This is a genomic window from Paenibacillus sp. FSL M7-1455, assembly GCF_038004655.1.
Taxonomy (GTDB): Bacteria; Bacillota; Bacilli; order Paenibacillales; family Paenibacillaceae; genus Paenibacillus_AQ; species Paenibacillus_AQ cookii.
In genome coordinates this window covers 4,874,172-4,890,577 of the sequence record NZ_JBBORO010000001.1, presented here as the reverse complement: position 1 = coordinate 4,890,577, position 16,406 = coordinate 4,874,172, and the positions used below count along the sequence as shown (strand labels likewise).

The 16,406-nt window shown below is 47.1% G+C and carries 8 protein-coding genes, 4 pseudogenes and 2 CRISPR repeat arrays; of the genes and pseudogenes, 9 read left to right on the top strand and 3 right to left on the bottom strand.

What is annotated here, in order from left to right:
- Positions 1–230 precede the first annotated feature (230 nt).
- From minD to cas2, 9 genes and pseudogenes are all read left to right on the top strand, one after another.
- Positions 231–1,075: pseudogene (gene minD / locus NYE48_RS22490) on the top strand (septum site-determining protein MinD).
- 265 nt (positions 1,076–1,340) lie between these two features.
- Positions 1,341–2,508: a CRISPR direct-repeat array (repeat unit 32 nt; unit sequence GTCGCACCCTGTGTGGGTGCGTGGATTGAAAT).
- A gap of 148 nt (positions 2,509–2,656) precedes the next feature.
- Positions 2,657–3,100 (top strand): annotated as a pseudogene (locus NYE48_RS22485) (CRISPR-associated endonuclease Cas3''); the annotation flags it as partial.
- A 286-nt stretch (positions 3,101–3,386) separates the two neighbouring features.
- A complete protein-coding gene (cas3, locus tag NYE48_RS22480) occupies positions 3,387–5,651 on the top strand; it encodes a CRISPR-associated helicase Cas3' (protein ID WP_341000010.1) in 2,265 nt (754 codons plus the stop codon).
- Between the two features lie 15 nt (positions 5,652–5,666).
- Complete coding sequence (gene cas5c / locus NYE48_RS22475) at positions 5,667–6,314, top strand: type I-C CRISPR-associated protein Cas5c (protein ID WP_036712949.1); 648 nt, start codon at positions 5,667–5,669, stop codon at positions 6,312–6,314.
- Positions 6,311–8,140 carry a type I-C CRISPR-associated protein Cas8c/Csd1 gene (gene cas8c, locus NYE48_RS22470; protein WP_341000009.1) on the top strand — a complete coding sequence of 610 codons (1,830 nt, stop codon included), beginning with the start codon at positions 6,311–6,313 and terminating at the stop codon, positions 8,138–8,140. The genes cas5c and cas8c overlap by 4 nt, the downstream gene beginning before the upstream one ends.
- A complete protein-coding gene (gene cas7c, locus NYE48_RS22465; protein ID WP_341000008.1) occupies positions 8,133–9,014 on the top strand; it encodes a type I-C CRISPR-associated protein Cas7/Csd2 in 882 nt (293 codons plus the stop codon). Before cas8c ends, cas7c begins: the two co-directional genes overlap by 8 nt.
- Before the next feature lie 296 nt (positions 9,015–9,310).
- Positions 9,311–9,484, top strand: a pseudogene (locus NYE48_RS22460) (type I-C CRISPR-associated protein Cas7/Csd2); the annotation flags it as partial.
- A 33-nt stretch (positions 9,485–9,517) separates the two neighbouring features.
- Positions 9,518–10,345: pseudogene (cas1c, locus tag NYE48_RS22455) on the top strand (type I-C CRISPR-associated endonuclease Cas1c); the annotation flags it as partial.
- 9 nt (positions 10,346–10,354) lie between these two features.
- Complete coding sequence (cas2, locus tag NYE48_RS22450) at positions 10,355–10,645, top strand: CRISPR-associated endonuclease Cas2 (protein ID WP_341000007.1); 291 nt, start codon at positions 10,355–10,357, stop codon at positions 10,643–10,645.
- Positions 10,646–10,802: 157 nt separating this feature from the next.
- Positions 10,803–13,228: a CRISPR direct-repeat array (repeat unit 32 nt; unit sequence GTCGCACCCTATGCGGGTGCGTGGATTGAAAT).
- A 284-nt stretch (positions 13,229–13,512) separates the two neighbouring features.
- On the opposite strand, the gene NYE48_RS22445 is transcribed toward cas2, so the two are convergent.
- From NYE48_RS22445 to NYE48_RS22435, 3 genes are all read right to left on the bottom strand, one after another.
- The gene (locus NYE48_RS22445) at positions 13,513–14,538 is read right to left on the bottom strand and encodes a glycoside hydrolase family 88/105 protein (RefSeq protein ID WP_341000711.1); all 1,026 of its coding nucleotides are present in this window, start codon (positions 14,536–14,538) and stop codon (positions 13,513–13,515) included.
- 78 nt (positions 14,539–14,616) lie between these two features.
- Positions 14,617–15,450, bottom strand: coding sequence for a carbohydrate ABC transporter permease (locus NYE48_RS22440; protein WP_212950992.1), 834 nt, complete (start codon positions 15,448–15,450; stop codon positions 14,617–14,619).
- Positions 15,451–15,460: 10 nt separating this feature from the next.
- Positions 15,461–16,384, bottom strand: coding sequence for a carbohydrate ABC transporter permease (locus NYE48_RS22435; protein WP_341000006.1), 924 nt, complete (start codon positions 16,382–16,384; stop codon positions 15,461–15,463).
- Between the last annotated feature and the right edge of the window lie 22 nt (positions 16,385–16,406).

The window sequence follows — 16,406 nt, the reverse complement described above, 5'->3', positions numbered from 1 at the left end:
AAGTTTCGGAGTTGCAGTTTGCCTTCAGGATTTGGCGGTTTGGCGGATAGGATTTTTCAAATGGCCTGTCCGGAAATGGCGGGTTTTTGCGTTGTTTTCTCCCTGTTCTTTGTTGCAATGCGATAGACACTGATAAAAATGTAAAAAAACGGCATCTTTTTGTAGAGTTTTTGTATATTTCTCTATGATAAAGTAAGTAGGTTATAGCCGTCCTAGTGCGATGGTTATAAATGTTACAGCACGTATTTTGGTCAGAAGGATGTGTTGCTTCAATGGCAAGAGTCATTTGTATTACTTCGGGCAAGGGCGGGGTAGGCAAAACGACGGTCACCGCCAATTTAGGGACATCCCTTGCTTGGGACAAAAGGTCTGTTTGATCGATGCGGACTTCGGCCTCCGGAATTTGGACATTCCGCTCGGGCTGAGCAGCAGATTGAATTATGATATTTCCGATTTTATGGCGGGCAGATGCGGCCTGCATCAAGTAACCATCCAAGACAAGCGCCTGTCCAACCTATCGTTCATCTCCTGCAGCGGGAGTGCCGACCATGATGAGGACCCGGGGTTGTTTCGGGACGTGGTTCATTTTATCGCCCAAGACTATGATTATGTGTTGATCGATTCCCCGGCAGGGATCGAAAACGGGTTCCGTAATGCCGTATACGCCGCCGACGAGGCGATTATCGTCACGACGCCGAACCGGACGGCGATTCAGGATGCGGACCGCGTCATCGGGTTGATGAGCGATATGATCGATGCTCCCCCGCAGCTTATCGTCAACATGGCGGATGATCCGGCCGATCGGGTCCTAAAGCTTGAAGACATCATGAATATTCTCAATATCGGTTTAATTGGGGTCATACATATGGACATGGATATTATGCGTTCGGTAGCCAAAGGGATTCCCATCGCGCTGGATCCCGAGCTGGAGAGCGGCCGACGCTTCCGGCATATTGCGCATAATGTCGTACAAAACGAGCAGGAGTACGTATTCGCGGAAAAACCCAAAAAGAAACGCAATCGCCTATTTTCTTTTTCCAAAGGGCTGCGGTGGGGACAAAGCAACTCGGTTTAAAAGGAAAAACGGGAGAATGCAAGCATTCATGATTTAAAAATGGTGTGTGGATTCATGGGAGGTTTTGGAGGATTTTTGTCGAAACCATAAAGTGAAAATATGGAAGAAATGAACTGGTGCGAACGTGTAGTGAACATGGATTTTCAGGGGGGTTCGCACCTGTAAAATCTTGATATTTTTACAACAATGTAAATAAATTCAATTTATTGTTGGGGAATGGAGTGTCATAAACCGCTTTTTCGGGCTTTTTGCTTGAAAAAGCGGTGTCGCACCCTGTGTGTGTGCGTGGATTGAAATTTCGGCTGGTTCTTGTACTCCACCTGATTGCCTGGTCGCACCCTGTGTGGGTGCGTGGATTGAAATATCCCTTCGCCCCAAGGGAAGTAAAATACCTCCAGTCGCACCCTGTGTGGGTGCGTGGATTGAAATTCCTGCAAGGCGAGGATAGTGACGAGTCACCTTGGTCGCACCCTGTGTGGGTGCGTGGATTGAAATGTCAGCTGGTCTTGTATACGACCAATCCGTACATGGGTCGCACCCTGTGTGGGTGCGTGGATTGAAATCTGGAATTTATCGAGCGCGAAGACCTGGGGCCGTTGTCGCACCCTGTGTGGGTGCGTGGATTGAAATCCACGGGTGATTTTTGGACGACGATTACCACCCCCGTCGCACCCTGTGTGGGTGCGTGGATTGAAATCGGATAGTAGTAGCCGTTGTCGACCATGTATTGGGTCGCACCCTGTGTGGGTGCGTGGATTGAAATTATGGCAAGCATACGTAAGAGGGGACAAAATTCGTCGCACCCTGTGTGGGTGCGTGGATTGAAATGCGTATAGTAGAGCGACTTGAGGCCGCGTTTGTGGTCGCACCCTGTGTGGGTGCGTGGATTGAAATGCCGAGATTAGAGATTTCGATGTCTTCGTAGCCAGTCGCACCCTGTGTGGGTGCGTGGATTGAAATGGGCACGACAACGCCGCAGCTAATGCAGTGTGTGGTCGCACCCTGTGTGGGTGCGTGGATTGAAATTGGAATCAGAGTATCGCACACTGATTTAAAATTTAGTCGCACCCTGTGTGGGTGCGTGGATTGAAATACATTGCCTGGATACCGGTGTTCCTCGTATTTCCTGTCGCACCCTGTGTGGGTGCGTGGATTGAAATATGCAAGACCTGCCTGAATTAATTGAGGATTTGAGTCGCACCCTGTGTGGGTGCGTGGATTGAAATTAGGAGTGGGTAGCTGACGTGTTCAAATGGGCCGCCCGTCGCACCCTGTGTGGGTGCGTGGATTGAAATCTCATCAAGGGATTATATACTCTTGCTTGCTCTTTAAGTCGCACCCTGTGTGGGTGCGTGGATTGAAATAGTAAGATCGAACCTGACGCGGATTCCTTGAAGTCTAGTCGAACCCTGTATGGGTGAATGGATTGAAATAGATTTTTCAAATAAAACAAAATTTTACATACAAATTGGAAGGATATCTCAAATTTCTGTCGAATCTCGTTAAAATAAGGAAAATTGTCGCAGGCACATCGGACTATACGAGGGCTTGAACGACTCTATATTTCGAGGAGGAGACTGTTTGAATTATATAGCACATATTCGCGAAGCTGACAGGCAGCACCAAACAGTGGAGGAGCACTTATTAGGCGTACAGGCATTAGCTGAATCGTTCGGAAAGAAATTGGGAGTTTCGCACATCGCCGGATTGGCAGGGATGCTGCACGATATGGGGAAATACACAGATGCTTTCAGGAATTATATTTTAGCAGCTGTAAACAACCCAGACTTCCCGCCGAAAAGAGGAAGCGTCGATCATTCAACGGCAGGTGGGAAATTTCTGTATAACCTTTTTCATGCTGGCGAAATCCACCCAATCAAAGGATTGTTGGCTGAAATCGTAGGTAATGCAATCATTTCACATCATTCTTACCTCGAGGACTTTCTCAATCCCGAATTAGAGTCGAACTATTTGAAGCGTGTACGTGACAAAAGGGACAACTCGTTAGAAGAGTTTGAGCGGACGCATATCTACTAACCGATTAGGAAGAAGGGGGATGGGACTAACATTTTGGTCATCACTCAAATGTCGCGGATTGATTCCGATGATAGAATGAAAACCTATCCTGAAGGGAAAGATAGGTTTTCTTGAGTAGATACTATATTTTTCAATCCACGCTTGCTTAGCGACAGTTTATTATACCACAGGAATCAATAGGTGTACCGGATATTATTCGTAATAAAATCATAATATTGTTCATATAATATCTACTTAAACGTAATTTACAAAGTGAAATATTTGATGGTATAATATGGTATATAAAAAAGAAGGTGAGTCCTTGTTTTTCTACGCACACAGTAAAAAATCAGGCGATTTTCAATATTTAAAGGAGCATCTCGAAGGAGTAGCGGCTCTGACTCGTACGTTTGCGGGATTATTTGGTATGAGTGAGCTAGGTTACTTAGCGGGTTTAATTCATGATGTTGGAAAGTATTCAGAGTTGTTTCAACAACGAGTTCGTGGCTCTCAGATCCCGGTCGATCACTCGACTGCCGGGGCACAGTGGATTATGAAGCCTGAGGTAGTTATTAAGTATATTGGTAAGTTTGGATTCGCACCGTATTTAGCCCGGCTGATTGCATATGTGGTAGCCGGACATCATGGTGGGCTGAGCAACTATGGCTCAATTGATGAGGAGGGATCATTAAAACATCGCTTGTCTAAACCGAAAGAAGAAGTGCCTGATTGGTCTATAGCGTGGTCGGAGTTATCCATCTGCTCGCAACCTCTCGAAAGTAACCCCATGCTTCGCTTCGGAAATCTAACGACCAGTAACATTGCTTGGAAATATAGCATTTTGGGCAGAATGCTTTATTCTTGCCTGGTAGATGCCGATTCTACTGATACCCGGGACTACTGCAATGATGAGGATCGGCGTTTAATGTATAAAAGAAGCTTACCTTCAATTTCTCAATTGTTGGAACGAATTGATAATTTTATATCTGAGCTAGAGAAGAAGGCAGAAAAAACGATAATCAACAACAAAAGACATCAGATCCTTGAAAATTGCAGGATAAGGGCAAGAGATGGCCAGGGGATATTCACATTATCTATACCTACAGGCGGCGGGAAAACGTTATCTTCGTTATGTTTTGCTCTTCATCATGCACAAAGGCATGAGTTACAGAGGGTAATTTACGTGATTCCTTTCTTAAGTATTATTGACCAGACAGTAGAGATTTTTCGAAATGCGCTAGGTAACGAGGCAGTTTTAGAGCATCATAGCAACTTTGATGAACAAGAATATCGGGAGAATTATGGTGTAGAAGAAGTGAGAAAACAGAAATTGGCTGCGGAAAATTGGGATGTCCCCGTTGTGGTTACGACTTCGGTACAATTTTTCGAGTCGTTGTTTTCTAATAAAAGAAGTAGGTGCAGGAAACTCCACAATATCGTGAAATCTGTCATCGTTATTGATGAAGCCCAAAGTATCCCTAGGGGGTTCCTTACCCCTTGTTTAAGAGTGCTTGAGGAATTAGTGGAATCGTACGGCTGTACCGTCGTATTGTGTACTGCAACACATCCATCCTGGGAAGCGCTAGGGATTCGTCCGACTGCAATTATACAAGATCAACTGTCTCAGCAATTGGTTGATACATTTAAAAGAGTCCGGGTTACAATGCATGGGGGAGCAACGAAAAGTATTCCTGATTCAATGACAATAGATTGGATGTCACAAGTTAAGCAAGCGTTAACCATTGTGAATACCCGAAAGCATGCCAAGATGTTGTTCGATCTATCTATTAAAAAACAATTAATTGGGGTTTATCATCTAAGCGGTCGCATGTGCTCCAAACATTGTATGGAAATATTAAAAGAAATCAAAGACAGACTTATTCACGAAAAACCGTGTCACGTTATCTCTACACAATTAGTCGAAGCAGGTGTGGATTTGGACTTTCCAATAGTCATCAGAGCGTTTGCCGGACTTGATTCCATTGCTCAAGCCGCTGGTCGGTGCAACCGGGAGGGAAAGCAATCTGTTGGGGAAGTACATGTGTTTTATCCTGAGTCGCACGGCATGCCTTTCTATGGGTGGATGAAAGAGACAGCTATTGAAGCACAAAACGTGTTGAAATATCAACAGGTAGATCCGTTGTCACCGGAAGCTATGAAGCAGTATTTTGATAGAATATACGGGGTTGCTGATGGCAGGGTCAGGGAAATAACAGATAGCAAAAGGATTATGGAATTATCAAGGGACAAAAACAAAAATTTGGAAATCCCATATGAAGAGATTGCTAGTCGGTTTGAAATGATCGAGGGGGAAATGTTTTCGATTGTTATTCCCTTTGATGAGTTTGCTCGTAATTTAATTCATTTACATGCCAAAAGCAAAGTCCATCGTTCGGATATATTTCGCCAGTTGCAATCTTATTCAGTTTCAGTTTATAAGCGAGAATATACTGAGTGGATGAATAAAGGTTTATTAAGTGATGCTGGAGGTATTTGGTATTTAAATGATATGAACTATTATGATCAAGCAACAGGGCTTCGAGAACCAATGCGACATTAAGGAGGAGTTATATGTATGGCATATGGGATTAAACTGCGCGTGTGGGGGGATTATGCCTGTTTTACGCGTCCAGAGATGAAAGTTGAACGCGTGAGTTATGATGTCATGACGCCTTCGGCAGCACGAGGAATTTTGGAAGCACTTCATTGGAAACCGGCTATCCGGTGGGTTATTGACCGTATCCATGTGAAAAAACCAATTCGGTTTGAAAGTATTCGAAGAAACGAAGTAGAATCTCTCGCATCGCGCAAAAAAAAGTTTATCAACGTTTCGGAAGAGCGACAACTGCGATCGTCTCTTGTCCTTCGTGACGTCGAGTACATAATAGAAGGGCACTTTGAAATGACGGATCGTAAAGGCGAGGAAGATCATCCTGAGAAGCACTATAATATTTTCTTACGACGTGCAAGAAAGGGGCAATGCTTTCATCAGCCTTATTTTGGCACGAGGGAGTTTCCCGTTCATTTTGAGCTGGTTGAAGATGAAATAGAAGTAAAGGAAACTGTTCATCCTGGAATCGTTGATTTGGGCTATATGTTGCTCGACCAGACCTTCATTTTAAATTCAAAAGGGGAGGTAAAGGAGGTTATTCCGCATTTTTTTAGAGCCCAAATGGTCGACGGAATCATTGAAGTCCCGCAATTAAGGGAGGTGACTGGATGATTTTACAGGCGCTTTATTCCTACTACAAGACCTTACAGGACCAAGAAGACAATTGTTTACCGAGAGAAGAGTATTCGTCTGCTGAGGTGTCTTTTGAAATTTATTTAAGTGAATCTGGAGAAGTTACTTCGGTCAGGCCTTATACGGATGAAAAAGGGAAAAACATTAGGCTTACATTTAATGTCCCGAAACAGGCGAAACGTTCCGGAACTGGAGCCAAGCCGTATTTTTTATGCGATAAAGCGGATTATTTATTCGGATCGGCATTATCTATGCGTGAACAAAGCCGAATTGGGATGCAACAATTGTGTCATCATGTCCTGCAATATTGTACATCACACTCACCAGAGGTTCGGGCATTACATGCTTTTGTGAGTCAGTCTTCGGAACAGTTGGCAGCTCAACTAGATGCTGTAACCAACGAAGAAATTAGGGATATGTTGCGCAAAGGAGGACTTTGTGTTCTGAAATATGCCCCAACAGGACGATTTTTGCATGATGACGGTCTGATTAAACGAACGTGGGAGCGTTATTACCATGGTCAAAAAAATGAAGGCACAAATGATGAGAAGCAAATGTGCCTTATCTCAGGTGAGATGATACCGAAACACGAAATCGCAAGGCTGCATCCCAGCATAAAAAATGTACTCGGTGCTCAGTCATCAGGGGCAGCTATTGTTTCTTTTAATAAAGACTCTTTTTGCTCCTATGGTAGAAAACAATCCTACAATGCTCCAGCGTCCCAAGAGGCAGCCGATGCTTATGGGTATGTTTTGAATAAATTCTTGGCGGATCCGGATCATCGCATTCGAATGAATGACACGACGGTAGTTTTTTGGGCAGAGACAGCGCCAGAGCGAGAACAGAGCTTGTTTGCATTGTTGTTCCAAGGAGAAATGGACGAAGCTTCGGAGTATGAACAGGAGGATGCTGAAAATGTACGTACGCGTGTGAAAAATGCTTTAGTACGTATTCAGCACGGGCAGACGTTTAAAGAGACATTTAAAGATATGGATATGAATACGAGATTTTATGTCTTGGGTCTTTCGCCAAATGCTGCAAGATTGTCGGTTCGTTTCTGGTATACAGGCACCCTCGGTGAAATTGGTGAGCGAATGTGGCAACATTATAAAGATTTAAGCATTACCGGGTTAGACCGGGCACCAACTGTACGGCAATTACTTCGGGAAATCGCAGTCGGACATGATTGGGGGAAAATCCCTCCTAATATGGAAGGACAATTGGTTAGATCTATTCTACACGGACTTCCATATTCCAGTGCAATATTTGCCCAATTGATCAATCGTATTCGTTCAGAGACGGATGATCCTAAAAAAAATCAATATAAAATAGGACCACTTCGTGCAGCCATGATAAAAGCATACCTTATCCGTAAAGCCCGCCACAATGATGATCAAAGTTTAGAAGGAGAGTTAACGATGTCCCTAAATGAAAATTCCACCAGTACCCCCTACCATCTGGGAAGATTATTTGCATGTTTGGAAAAAACACAGCTAAACGCATTGGGACAAGGCATTAATGCATCCATTCGTGACCGATTTTGGGGAGCGGCTTCAGCCTCACCTGCAACCGTTTTTCCGCGGTTGATCAGTTTGTCCAGGCATCACATCGCAAAAGATGATAAGTGGGGACGTTATAACGATGACCAGATTCAGAAAGTGATGAATGCATTACCTGAAGTCTTTCCACGTCGATTGACGCTAGAAGAGCAGGGAATGTTCGCGTTAGGTTACTATCATCAACGGCAAAGTTTTTATAATCCAAATCAATCAAAACAAGTGAAAGAGGGAACAGAACATGAGTGAAAATACAGCTTTAACGAAGAGATATGAGTTTGTGTTATTATTCGATGTTGAAAACGGAAACCCAAATGGAGATCCGGATGCGGGAAATTTGCCCCGTATTGATCCGGAGACCGGATGCGGACTGGTTACTGACGTGTGCATGAAACGTAAAGTTCGAAATTATGTTGAATTAGCAAAAGAGAATGAGAATGGCTATGAAATCTATGTAAAAGAAGGTGCTATATTAAATCAACTGAATAAAGAAGCGTTTGATCATCATCCGGATATTGAACTAAAAGATAAAAAATCAGACAAGATCGAAGCCAAGAAGAAAGAAGATCAAATGACTCTGGCTCAATGGATGTGCGATAAGTATTACGATATTCGTACATTTGGTGCGGTCATGACAACCGGCGTAAATTGCGGACAGGTTCGGGGGCCAGTACAGTTTGGTTTCGCAAAAAGTATTGATCCTATTTCTCCGTTAGATGTAACAATTACTCGAATGGCTGTCACGAATGAAAAAGATGCTGAAAAGGAACGGACGATGGGCCGTAAGAGTATTGTTCCATATGGATTGTATCGAATGGAAGGTTTTGTATCGGCCTCTCTTGCAAACCAGACGAATTTTAGTGAAGAGGACTTGGAATTATTGTGGTCGGCACTTGTAAATATGTTTGATCATGATCGTTCTGCAGCAAGAGGAAAAATGTCTGCACAAAAACTAATTGTTTTTGAACATGAAAGCAAATTAGGTAATGCGCCAGCACATAAATTGTTTAACCTTGTTCATATAGAGCGAAAGAGTGAGGTTGAGGTTGCTCGGTCTTATGCAGATTATGTATGTTCTATTGGCGAAGCTCCACAAGGTGTCACGATACATGAATTGTTGTAATAATTGAAGACCAAAGAATTAAAAAAATCCCCAATTCGATAACCAACGCTAGGGCTCGTGTTGGAAACTGTTATGGATAATTCAATAGGATGTGAATTGCCAGACAATGAAGGCCCCCTTATTTTATGGTGCGAATCCCAAGCGAACATGATTTGCCAGGGAGGTTCGCACCAAAAAATCCTTGACTAAAACCATTTATTTTTGTGGAAATTGTTTTTTGATTATTAAAATACTTTTTTTACGGCATTTTGGTTTAAAAATCGGTGTCGCACCCTATGCGGGTGCGTGGATTGAAATATAAGGTGTATTGGTGGGAGCATCAATCAAAGCTGGGGCAATATTCTTCGGCCAAGGTACATCGTTCATTATCAGTTAAACCACGGATAGACCAACCTAAAGCTTTTGAAGACTATGTAATTGAATTAACCGAACTGGAAGGGCTAAAGGTTGAGATAGTAGATGGCCTTTAATGACGAAGATGACTACCTTATGTTGTCTGGTATTTCTTAACGATGAATGGCAGATTTCTTGCAAGAGTAATCGGTCCGAGCAAAGGGAACGTCGTCCTGAGAAAGAAGCAATCTCTGGTATCCGAAGACGAAATGCTTTCGGCGAGAATTGCCCGGAATTTTATCATTGGTAAAATATTTAACCATAAATGGATGCTAGAAAGAATGACCCGAGATTACCCATTACGCATAAATGTTGAAGAATTTAAGGAAGCTTCTCGGCAATTGTCATCCATCATGGCAGAGATCAGAGCATGTGAAAACTTGGAACGGCTTAGGGGGCTGGAAGGACAAGCTGCTCTAATTTATAATCAGCGCTTTGACCAAATGATTTTGCAGCAAAAGGAGCATTTCTTTTTTCGTTCTCGATCCCGCAGGCCTCCACTAGATCCTGTGAACGCGATGCTCTCACTCGCATATACTCTGCTCTCGAATGATATGATGTCAGCTCTGGAGGGAGTCGGGCTTGATGCTTATATCGGATTTTTGCATCGGGACCGTCCTGGTAGAGCTTCGCTTGCATTGGATGTAATGGAGGAGTTACGAGGCATTTATGCGGATAGGTTTGTTCTGTCGTTAATTAATACGAAAGTGGTCAATCCCAGTGATTTCGTCTTTAAGGAAAACGGAGCCGTAATCATGACGGATGATGCCAGGAAAAAATTTCTGACAGCATGGCAGAATAAAAAACAAGATAAGATCACCCATCCGTTTTTAGGCGAGAAAATATCATGGGGGTTATTGCCGCATGTTCAATCCCTGTTTTTAGCACGTTTTCTGCGAGGAGATCTGGACGAGTACCCTCCATTTCTATGGAAGTAGGTGTATCCTATGCTTGTTTTAGTTACTTACGATGTAAGTACAATGGATAGCGAAGGACAAAGAAGATTACGCAATGTATCAAAAACATGTCAAAACTACGGTCAACGCGTCCAAAATTCTGTGTTTGAGTGCATTGTAGATGCTACGCAGTTTGCGGCACTAAAGATGAAGCTTGCAGATGAGATTGATCAAAATCAGGACAGCCTTCGGTTCTACCAACTCGGTAATAATTATAAAAACAAAGTTGAGCATATAGGCGTAAAAGAGTCGCTTGATCTTGAAGGCCCCCTTATTTTATAGTGCGAATGCCAAGTGAACATGATTTCTCAGGGAGGTTCGCACCAAAAAAACCTTAGATAAAACCCATTAATGTAAAATAATTGAAATTTATTTTTGTGAAAATTGATTTTTGATTATTAAAATACTGTTTTTACGGCATTTTGGCTTAAAAATCGGTGTCGCACCCTATGCGGGTGCGTGGATTGAAATTCACTCCGCGACCGCCTCCATTATCGTGTCAATCGTCGCACCCTATGCGGGTGCGTGGATTGAAATAATAAAGTTGAGCAAATCCAAAAAATGAACGTACCGTCGCACCCTATGCGGGTGCGTGGATTGAAATCTGCAGGGCCTCACAACCAGCAAGGTTGACGCAATTGTCGCACCCTATGCGGGTGCGTGGATTGAAATATCTCTCCTTTTGGTTTTTGTTTGGTGGCCGAGTGGGTCGCACCCTATGCGGGTGCGTGGATTGAAATAAGGATCGCCGGGCGAACCGGTACCGATTATCGCGTCGCACCCTATGCGGGTGCGTGGATTGAAATTTGTTTGTGGTCATTTGTTGGTCATTTGATGGTCGTCGCACCCTATGCGGGTGCGTGGATTGAAATTTGTTGGACTAGGTCGATCAGCGCCTTATTGTCGGTCGCACCCTATGCGGGTGCGTGGATTGAAATTTCGGCGTCGCAGGTCTGTCCTCTTGCTGCTTAGGTCGCACCCTATGCGGGTGCGTGGATTGAAATAACTTGGCCGCTCAAATTGTTGTCGACTTCCTGTGTCGCACCCTATGCGGGTGCGTGGATTGAAATTTTTTCGAGCCATCCAAATTCGATTGGTTCGTCCGTCGCACCCTATGCGGGTGCGTGGATTGAAATAGACGTCAACTCACGACACCCTGACTTGTTGCGTCGCACCCTATGCGGGTGCGTGGATTGAAATCTTCGATGTTATTTCCATCGTGTCAATTATGTTTGTCGCACCCTATGCGGGTGCGTGGATTGAAATTTTGTTTGTTTTTGGCAATGGTTGCACGTCTGTGTCGCACCCTATGCGGGTGCGTGGATTGAAATACATTAAGGCCGCAGCAGCCCCTCAGGCGAATAAATCGTCGCACCCTATGCGGGTGCGTGGATTGAAATCAGATACGAAGGACGAATATTTGCGGATCATTAGTCGCACCCTATGCGGGTGCGTGGATTGAAATAACCCTTACACTAACTATGTTGCCGATGGTTAAACGGTCGCACCCTATGCGGGTGCGTGGATTGAAATTCTCAAACCGTCCCTAAAGCCCATGCAGCCCTTCCGTCGCACCCTATGCGGGTGCGTGGATTGAAATTCATAAAATCGCCTCCACTTCCGTAACGAAATCCCGTCGCACCCTATGCGGGTGCGTGGATTGAAATGGCTGAGATGCCAGGTGTGGATGTTGCCGAGAGGTCGCACCCTATGCGGGTGCGTGGATTGAAATAAGCAGCTGCTCGATCACTTTCCGATCACAAGTCGTCGCACCCTATGCGGGTGCGTGGATTGAAATCATCGAACACTGGCAAGAAGTCGTTATCATGGCGGTCGCACCCTATGCGGGTGCGTGGATTGAAATAAAAGCTTCCCACTTCATAGTCATCCGCCTCCCAAGTCGCACCCTATGCGGGTGCGTGGATTGAAATCCTCGACTGACCAACAGCGAGACGATCGCGGCCCTGTCGCACCCTATGCGGGTGCGTGGATTGAAATTTGCCCACGCGCTCGAATACGCCAGTATGGCTGCCGGTCGCACCCTATGCGGGTGCGTGGATTGAAATTCTTCTCTAAGTCCTGTTCTTTAAAGAGGCTTACAGTCGCACCCTATGCGGGTGCGTGGATTGAAATCTCCCGATCAATCGGACGACAGCCTACAAAATCCTGTCGCACCCTATGCGGGTGCGTGGATTGAAATCGTTGGCCTTCTACGTGGCACATCGCGTCAAAGGGTCGCACCCTATGCGGGTGCGTGGATTGAAATCATGTCTATGCGGTGGATACAGAGCACCGGAAAAGTCGCACCCTATGCGGGTGCGTGGATTGAAATGCATAGTGCCATATCTGCTTGCCAGTCCCGCTTATTGTCGCACCCTATGCGGGTGCGTGGATTGAAATATAAACTCGCGGCGCTTACCGTTATTGTACTCGTGGTCGCACCCTATGCGGGTGCGTGGATTGAAATGTTTAATTTTTATTTGTCGTCCCTTGCTGTTGAGTCGCACCCTATGCGGGTGCGTGGATTGAAATTTGAACAATGAAGGTGAAAAAGGAGCGATTGAATGGTCGCACCCTATGCGGGTGCGTGGATTGAAATCCGACGGGCGGCCAACGATTTATCGTCGACCCCTTGTCGCACCCTATGCGGGTGCGTGGATTGAAATTGCACGTCTCGTTGCTGCGGATTCCCGAAAAATAGTCGCACCCTATGCGGGTGCGTGGATTGAAATTCGCTGGTCGTCCGGCGATTTACGCCGCGGCTAGTCGCACCCTATGCGGGTGCGTGGATTGAAATTGGGTTATATATCTTTGCGGTCAGCACCTTCGGCAGGTCGCACCCTACGCAGGTGCGTGGATTAAATGCCCTACCGACTGGGGCAATGCTAACTTCAATTTCGCACCCTATGTAATCCGATGGATTGGCTACGGTGATAAACCCTGTAGTTTAGCATCCTTAAGCTTTACCTTTGGTACGCAAAAAAGCTTGGAAACAAGCGAACAACCACCGTTAAGCAGGCTGGGGGCCTAAACGGTGGTAGTTTTCGCTTGAACAGCCAATATTATCGCGCCGTGGCATCCACAGCCTTTAAAAGTCCCGGGCCTTTACCGTTGCAGCGGTAGAGGCCCTTCTTCATGCCAACCTCCCATCAATACGGATTATTTTTAAGCAGCTCCGACAAAAACGCGAGCGTTAGTCCCTGTCCCCAGCCTTGAATTCGCTTGTCGGGCACGCCTTTGTATCCGGCGGCGTCTTTCATGACGGCGGTGCCGGCGGACACGCCGGTAACGGTGCCGTCGCTTGTAATTTTGGACAGGATGCCGTCGATTGATTTTTGCGTGTATTTATTGTAAATCCGGCCTTTGGTCAAAACCGCGGCGGCGATCCCGGCGGAGCCGGATGTTTCGAGCGGGGAATCCGGATCGTTCACGATCGTGTGCCACAGCCCCGATTCGTCCTGCAGCCGGACGAGGCTGCTGAGCTGGTCGCGCAGCGAACCTTCGATGACCATGAAGGACGGGTGCGTCACCGGCACCAGCTCCAGCGCCCGGGCCATCGTCAAGGCCGCCCACGCGTTGCCGCGCGCCCAGAATACGCCGGACATATGGTTGCCCGCGATGTTGTCCCATCCGTGGTAGTACAGATTCGTGGCCGGGTCCTGCAGCACGTTTTCATGGCCGTGGTATTGCTTCAGGCCGTCCTCGAAATAGTCGTCCCGCTGCAGTGCCGCCCCGATCCGGAGCAGGAAATAACCGGCCATAAACATCGTGTCGACCCACGCCTGCTCGGGGAAATTGTACGTCTCCGAGTTGACCGTGTGCTGAAAAATCCCGTCGCCGAAGCGGACGGCTTCATGCGTCAAATAGTCGGCCATCTCCTGCGCCGTCTTGATGTACCGGTCATCGTTGTATACCTCGTACAAGGTGAGCAGCGAATGCCCGATGGAGACGCCGTTCACCGACAGTTTGGGCAATCCGTCCTCCATGTTTTCGTCGACCCAGGCTTTAAGCGGCTCCAGGTATTCGATTTTGCCCGTTGCCTGATAAGCTTCGCAGACGCCGTAAAAGGCGACGCCCCCCGGCCAGTCCCAGCTGAAGTCCATCCGGAACGTGCGGTCGACCACGCGGTCGATCGTTTCAAGAATCTGTTTTTCGTCAAATACGAGTGCTGGCATATGGTTCGTGCCCCTTTCGAGATTGGTTTCGTCGCTTGGAGAATAGATTCGCTTTTCCATTCGGCGCTCCCTGCCGGATCAGCCTTTCAGCCCGGTGGTGCTGATGCCTTCGACGATGTATTTTTGGAAAACGAAGAAGACGATGACGACCGGCAGCAGCGACAGCGTCGCCATGGCGAACATGCCGCCCCAGTTGTTCAGGGATTCGCCGTCCAGGAACAGCTTAAGCGCGAGCGACACCGGATATTTGTCCGGGCTGTTCAAATAAATGAGCGGGTTGATGAAATCGTCCCAGCGCCAGTAAAAGGAGAAGATCGAGCTTGTGATGAGCGCCGGCCCGATCAGCGGCAGGACCACGCGGTAAAACACGCCGTATTTGCTGCAGCCGTCGATTTTGGCGGCTTCGTCGAGCTCCTTCGGAATCGTCCGGATAAACTGCATGATCAGGAAGATAAAAAACGGCGTCCCGAAAAAATGCGGGATGATCAGCGGTTTGAACGAAGACAGCCAGCCGAACTTGGCGAACATGACGTATTGCGGCACGATGACGACGTCATGGGGCAGCATCATGGTGGCCATCATGCAGGCGAACCAGAACTTTTGCCCGAAAAATTTCGTCCTGGCCAGCCCGAAGGCGACGAGGGCGGAAGAAGCCACCGCGCCGATGGTCGAAATGACGACGATGATAAAGGAATTTTTGAAAAAGGTCGCAAACGTCGTGCCGCCGAACCCCTGGAAGCCGGTCGCATAGTTGGAAAATTCGAGGCGGCTGGGAATGAGGCTGTAGGACGTCGCAAAAATTTCGTCGTTCGGCTTCAGGGAGCTGGCCACCAGCCACAGGATCGGGTAGATCATCAGCAGAGCGAACACCGTGACCAGCACGTGGTAGAGGATGCGTTTCGGTTTCGACATGGCCATGGGGTTAATCTCCCTTCGTCTCGTAATGAACCCAGCGGGTCGATGATTTGAAGATCAGCAGCGTCAGCGCGCCGACGATGAGCAGCATGATCCAGGCCAGCGCCGAGGCGTAACCCATCTCAAAATGCGAAAACGCTTTGCGGTACAAATAAAGGGAATACAGCAGCGTCTGATCGAGCGGACCGCCTTCCCCGCGGGAAATGATGTACGCCGGCGTAAACGTCATAAACGCGGAGATCGTCTGCAGCGTCAGGTTAAACAGGATGATCGGGCTCAGCATCGGGAGCGTGATGTGGAAGAAGCGGCGGACCGCATTGGCTCCGTCCACGCTGGCCGCCTCGTAATAATCCTTCGGGATGTTTTTCAGCCCCGCCAAAAAAATGATCATCGACGAGCCGAACTGCCAGGTGGATAAGGCGATCAGCGTCCACAGCGCGGTGCTCGGATTGCCGATCCACGAGGTCGAGGAAGGGATGCCGATCAGCGTCAGGAAGGAATTGACCAGCCCCTGGTCCCCGAAAATTTGCTGCCACATGATCGACACCGCCACGCTTCCCCCGATCAGGGACGGCAGGTAAAAGGCGGAGCGGTACAGCCCGACGGCCCGGGTGGCCGTGTTCAGCACCATCGCCACGAACAGGGCGAAAATGAGACGCAGCGGCACGCTGCCCAGGACGTACGTAAACGTGACTTGAAACGATTTGGCGACTTTTTCGTCGTCCATGAACATCCGTTGGTAGTTGTCGAAGCCGAGCCATCTCGGCGCCTCCATCAGGTTGTAATCCGTGAAGGAGTAATACAGCGAGGACAACACCGGATACAGCGTAAAGATCAGAAAGCCAAGCACGAACGGGGCGGTAAAAATATAACCGGTGATGTGCTCGTTATCCCGCAGCTTTTTCATAACGTCAACTCCTAGGCTCAACATGGTTCAGGATTTAGCGAAAATC

What these genes read in the sequence shown, in the direction of transcription:
- NYE48_RS22435 (WP_341000006.1), bottom strand. Translation starts at nt 16,384, where the DNA reads ATGTTGAGCCTAGGAGTTGACGTTATGAAAAAGCTGCGGGATAACGAG.
- NYE48_RS22445 (WP_341000711.1), bottom strand. Translation starts at nt 14,538, where the DNA reads ATGCCAGCACTCGTATTTGACGAAAAACAGATTCTTGAAACGATCGAC.
- cas7c (WP_341000008.1), top strand. Translation starts at nt 8,133, where the DNA reads ATGAGTGAAAATACAGCTTTAACGAAGAGATATGAGTTTGTGTTATTA.
- cas2 (WP_341000007.1), top strand. Translation starts at nt 10,355, where the DNA reads ATGCTTGTTTTAGTTACTTACGATGTAAGTACAATGGATAGCGAAGGA.
- cas8c (WP_341000009.1), top strand. Translation starts at nt 6,311, where the DNA reads ATGATTTTACAGGCGCTTTATTCCTACTACAAGACCTTACAGGACCAA.
- cas3 (WP_341000010.1), top strand. Translation starts at nt 3,387, where the DNA reads ATGGTATATAAAAAAGAAGGTGAGTCCTTGTTTTTCTACGCACACAGT.
- NYE48_RS22440 (WP_212950992.1), bottom strand. Translation starts at nt 15,450, where the DNA reads ATGTCGAAACCGAAACGCATCCTCTACCACGTGCTGGTCACGGTGTTC.
- cas5c (WP_036712949.1), top strand. Translation starts at nt 5,667, where the DNA reads ATGGCATATGGGATTAAACTGCGCGTGTGGGGGGATTATGCCTGTTTT.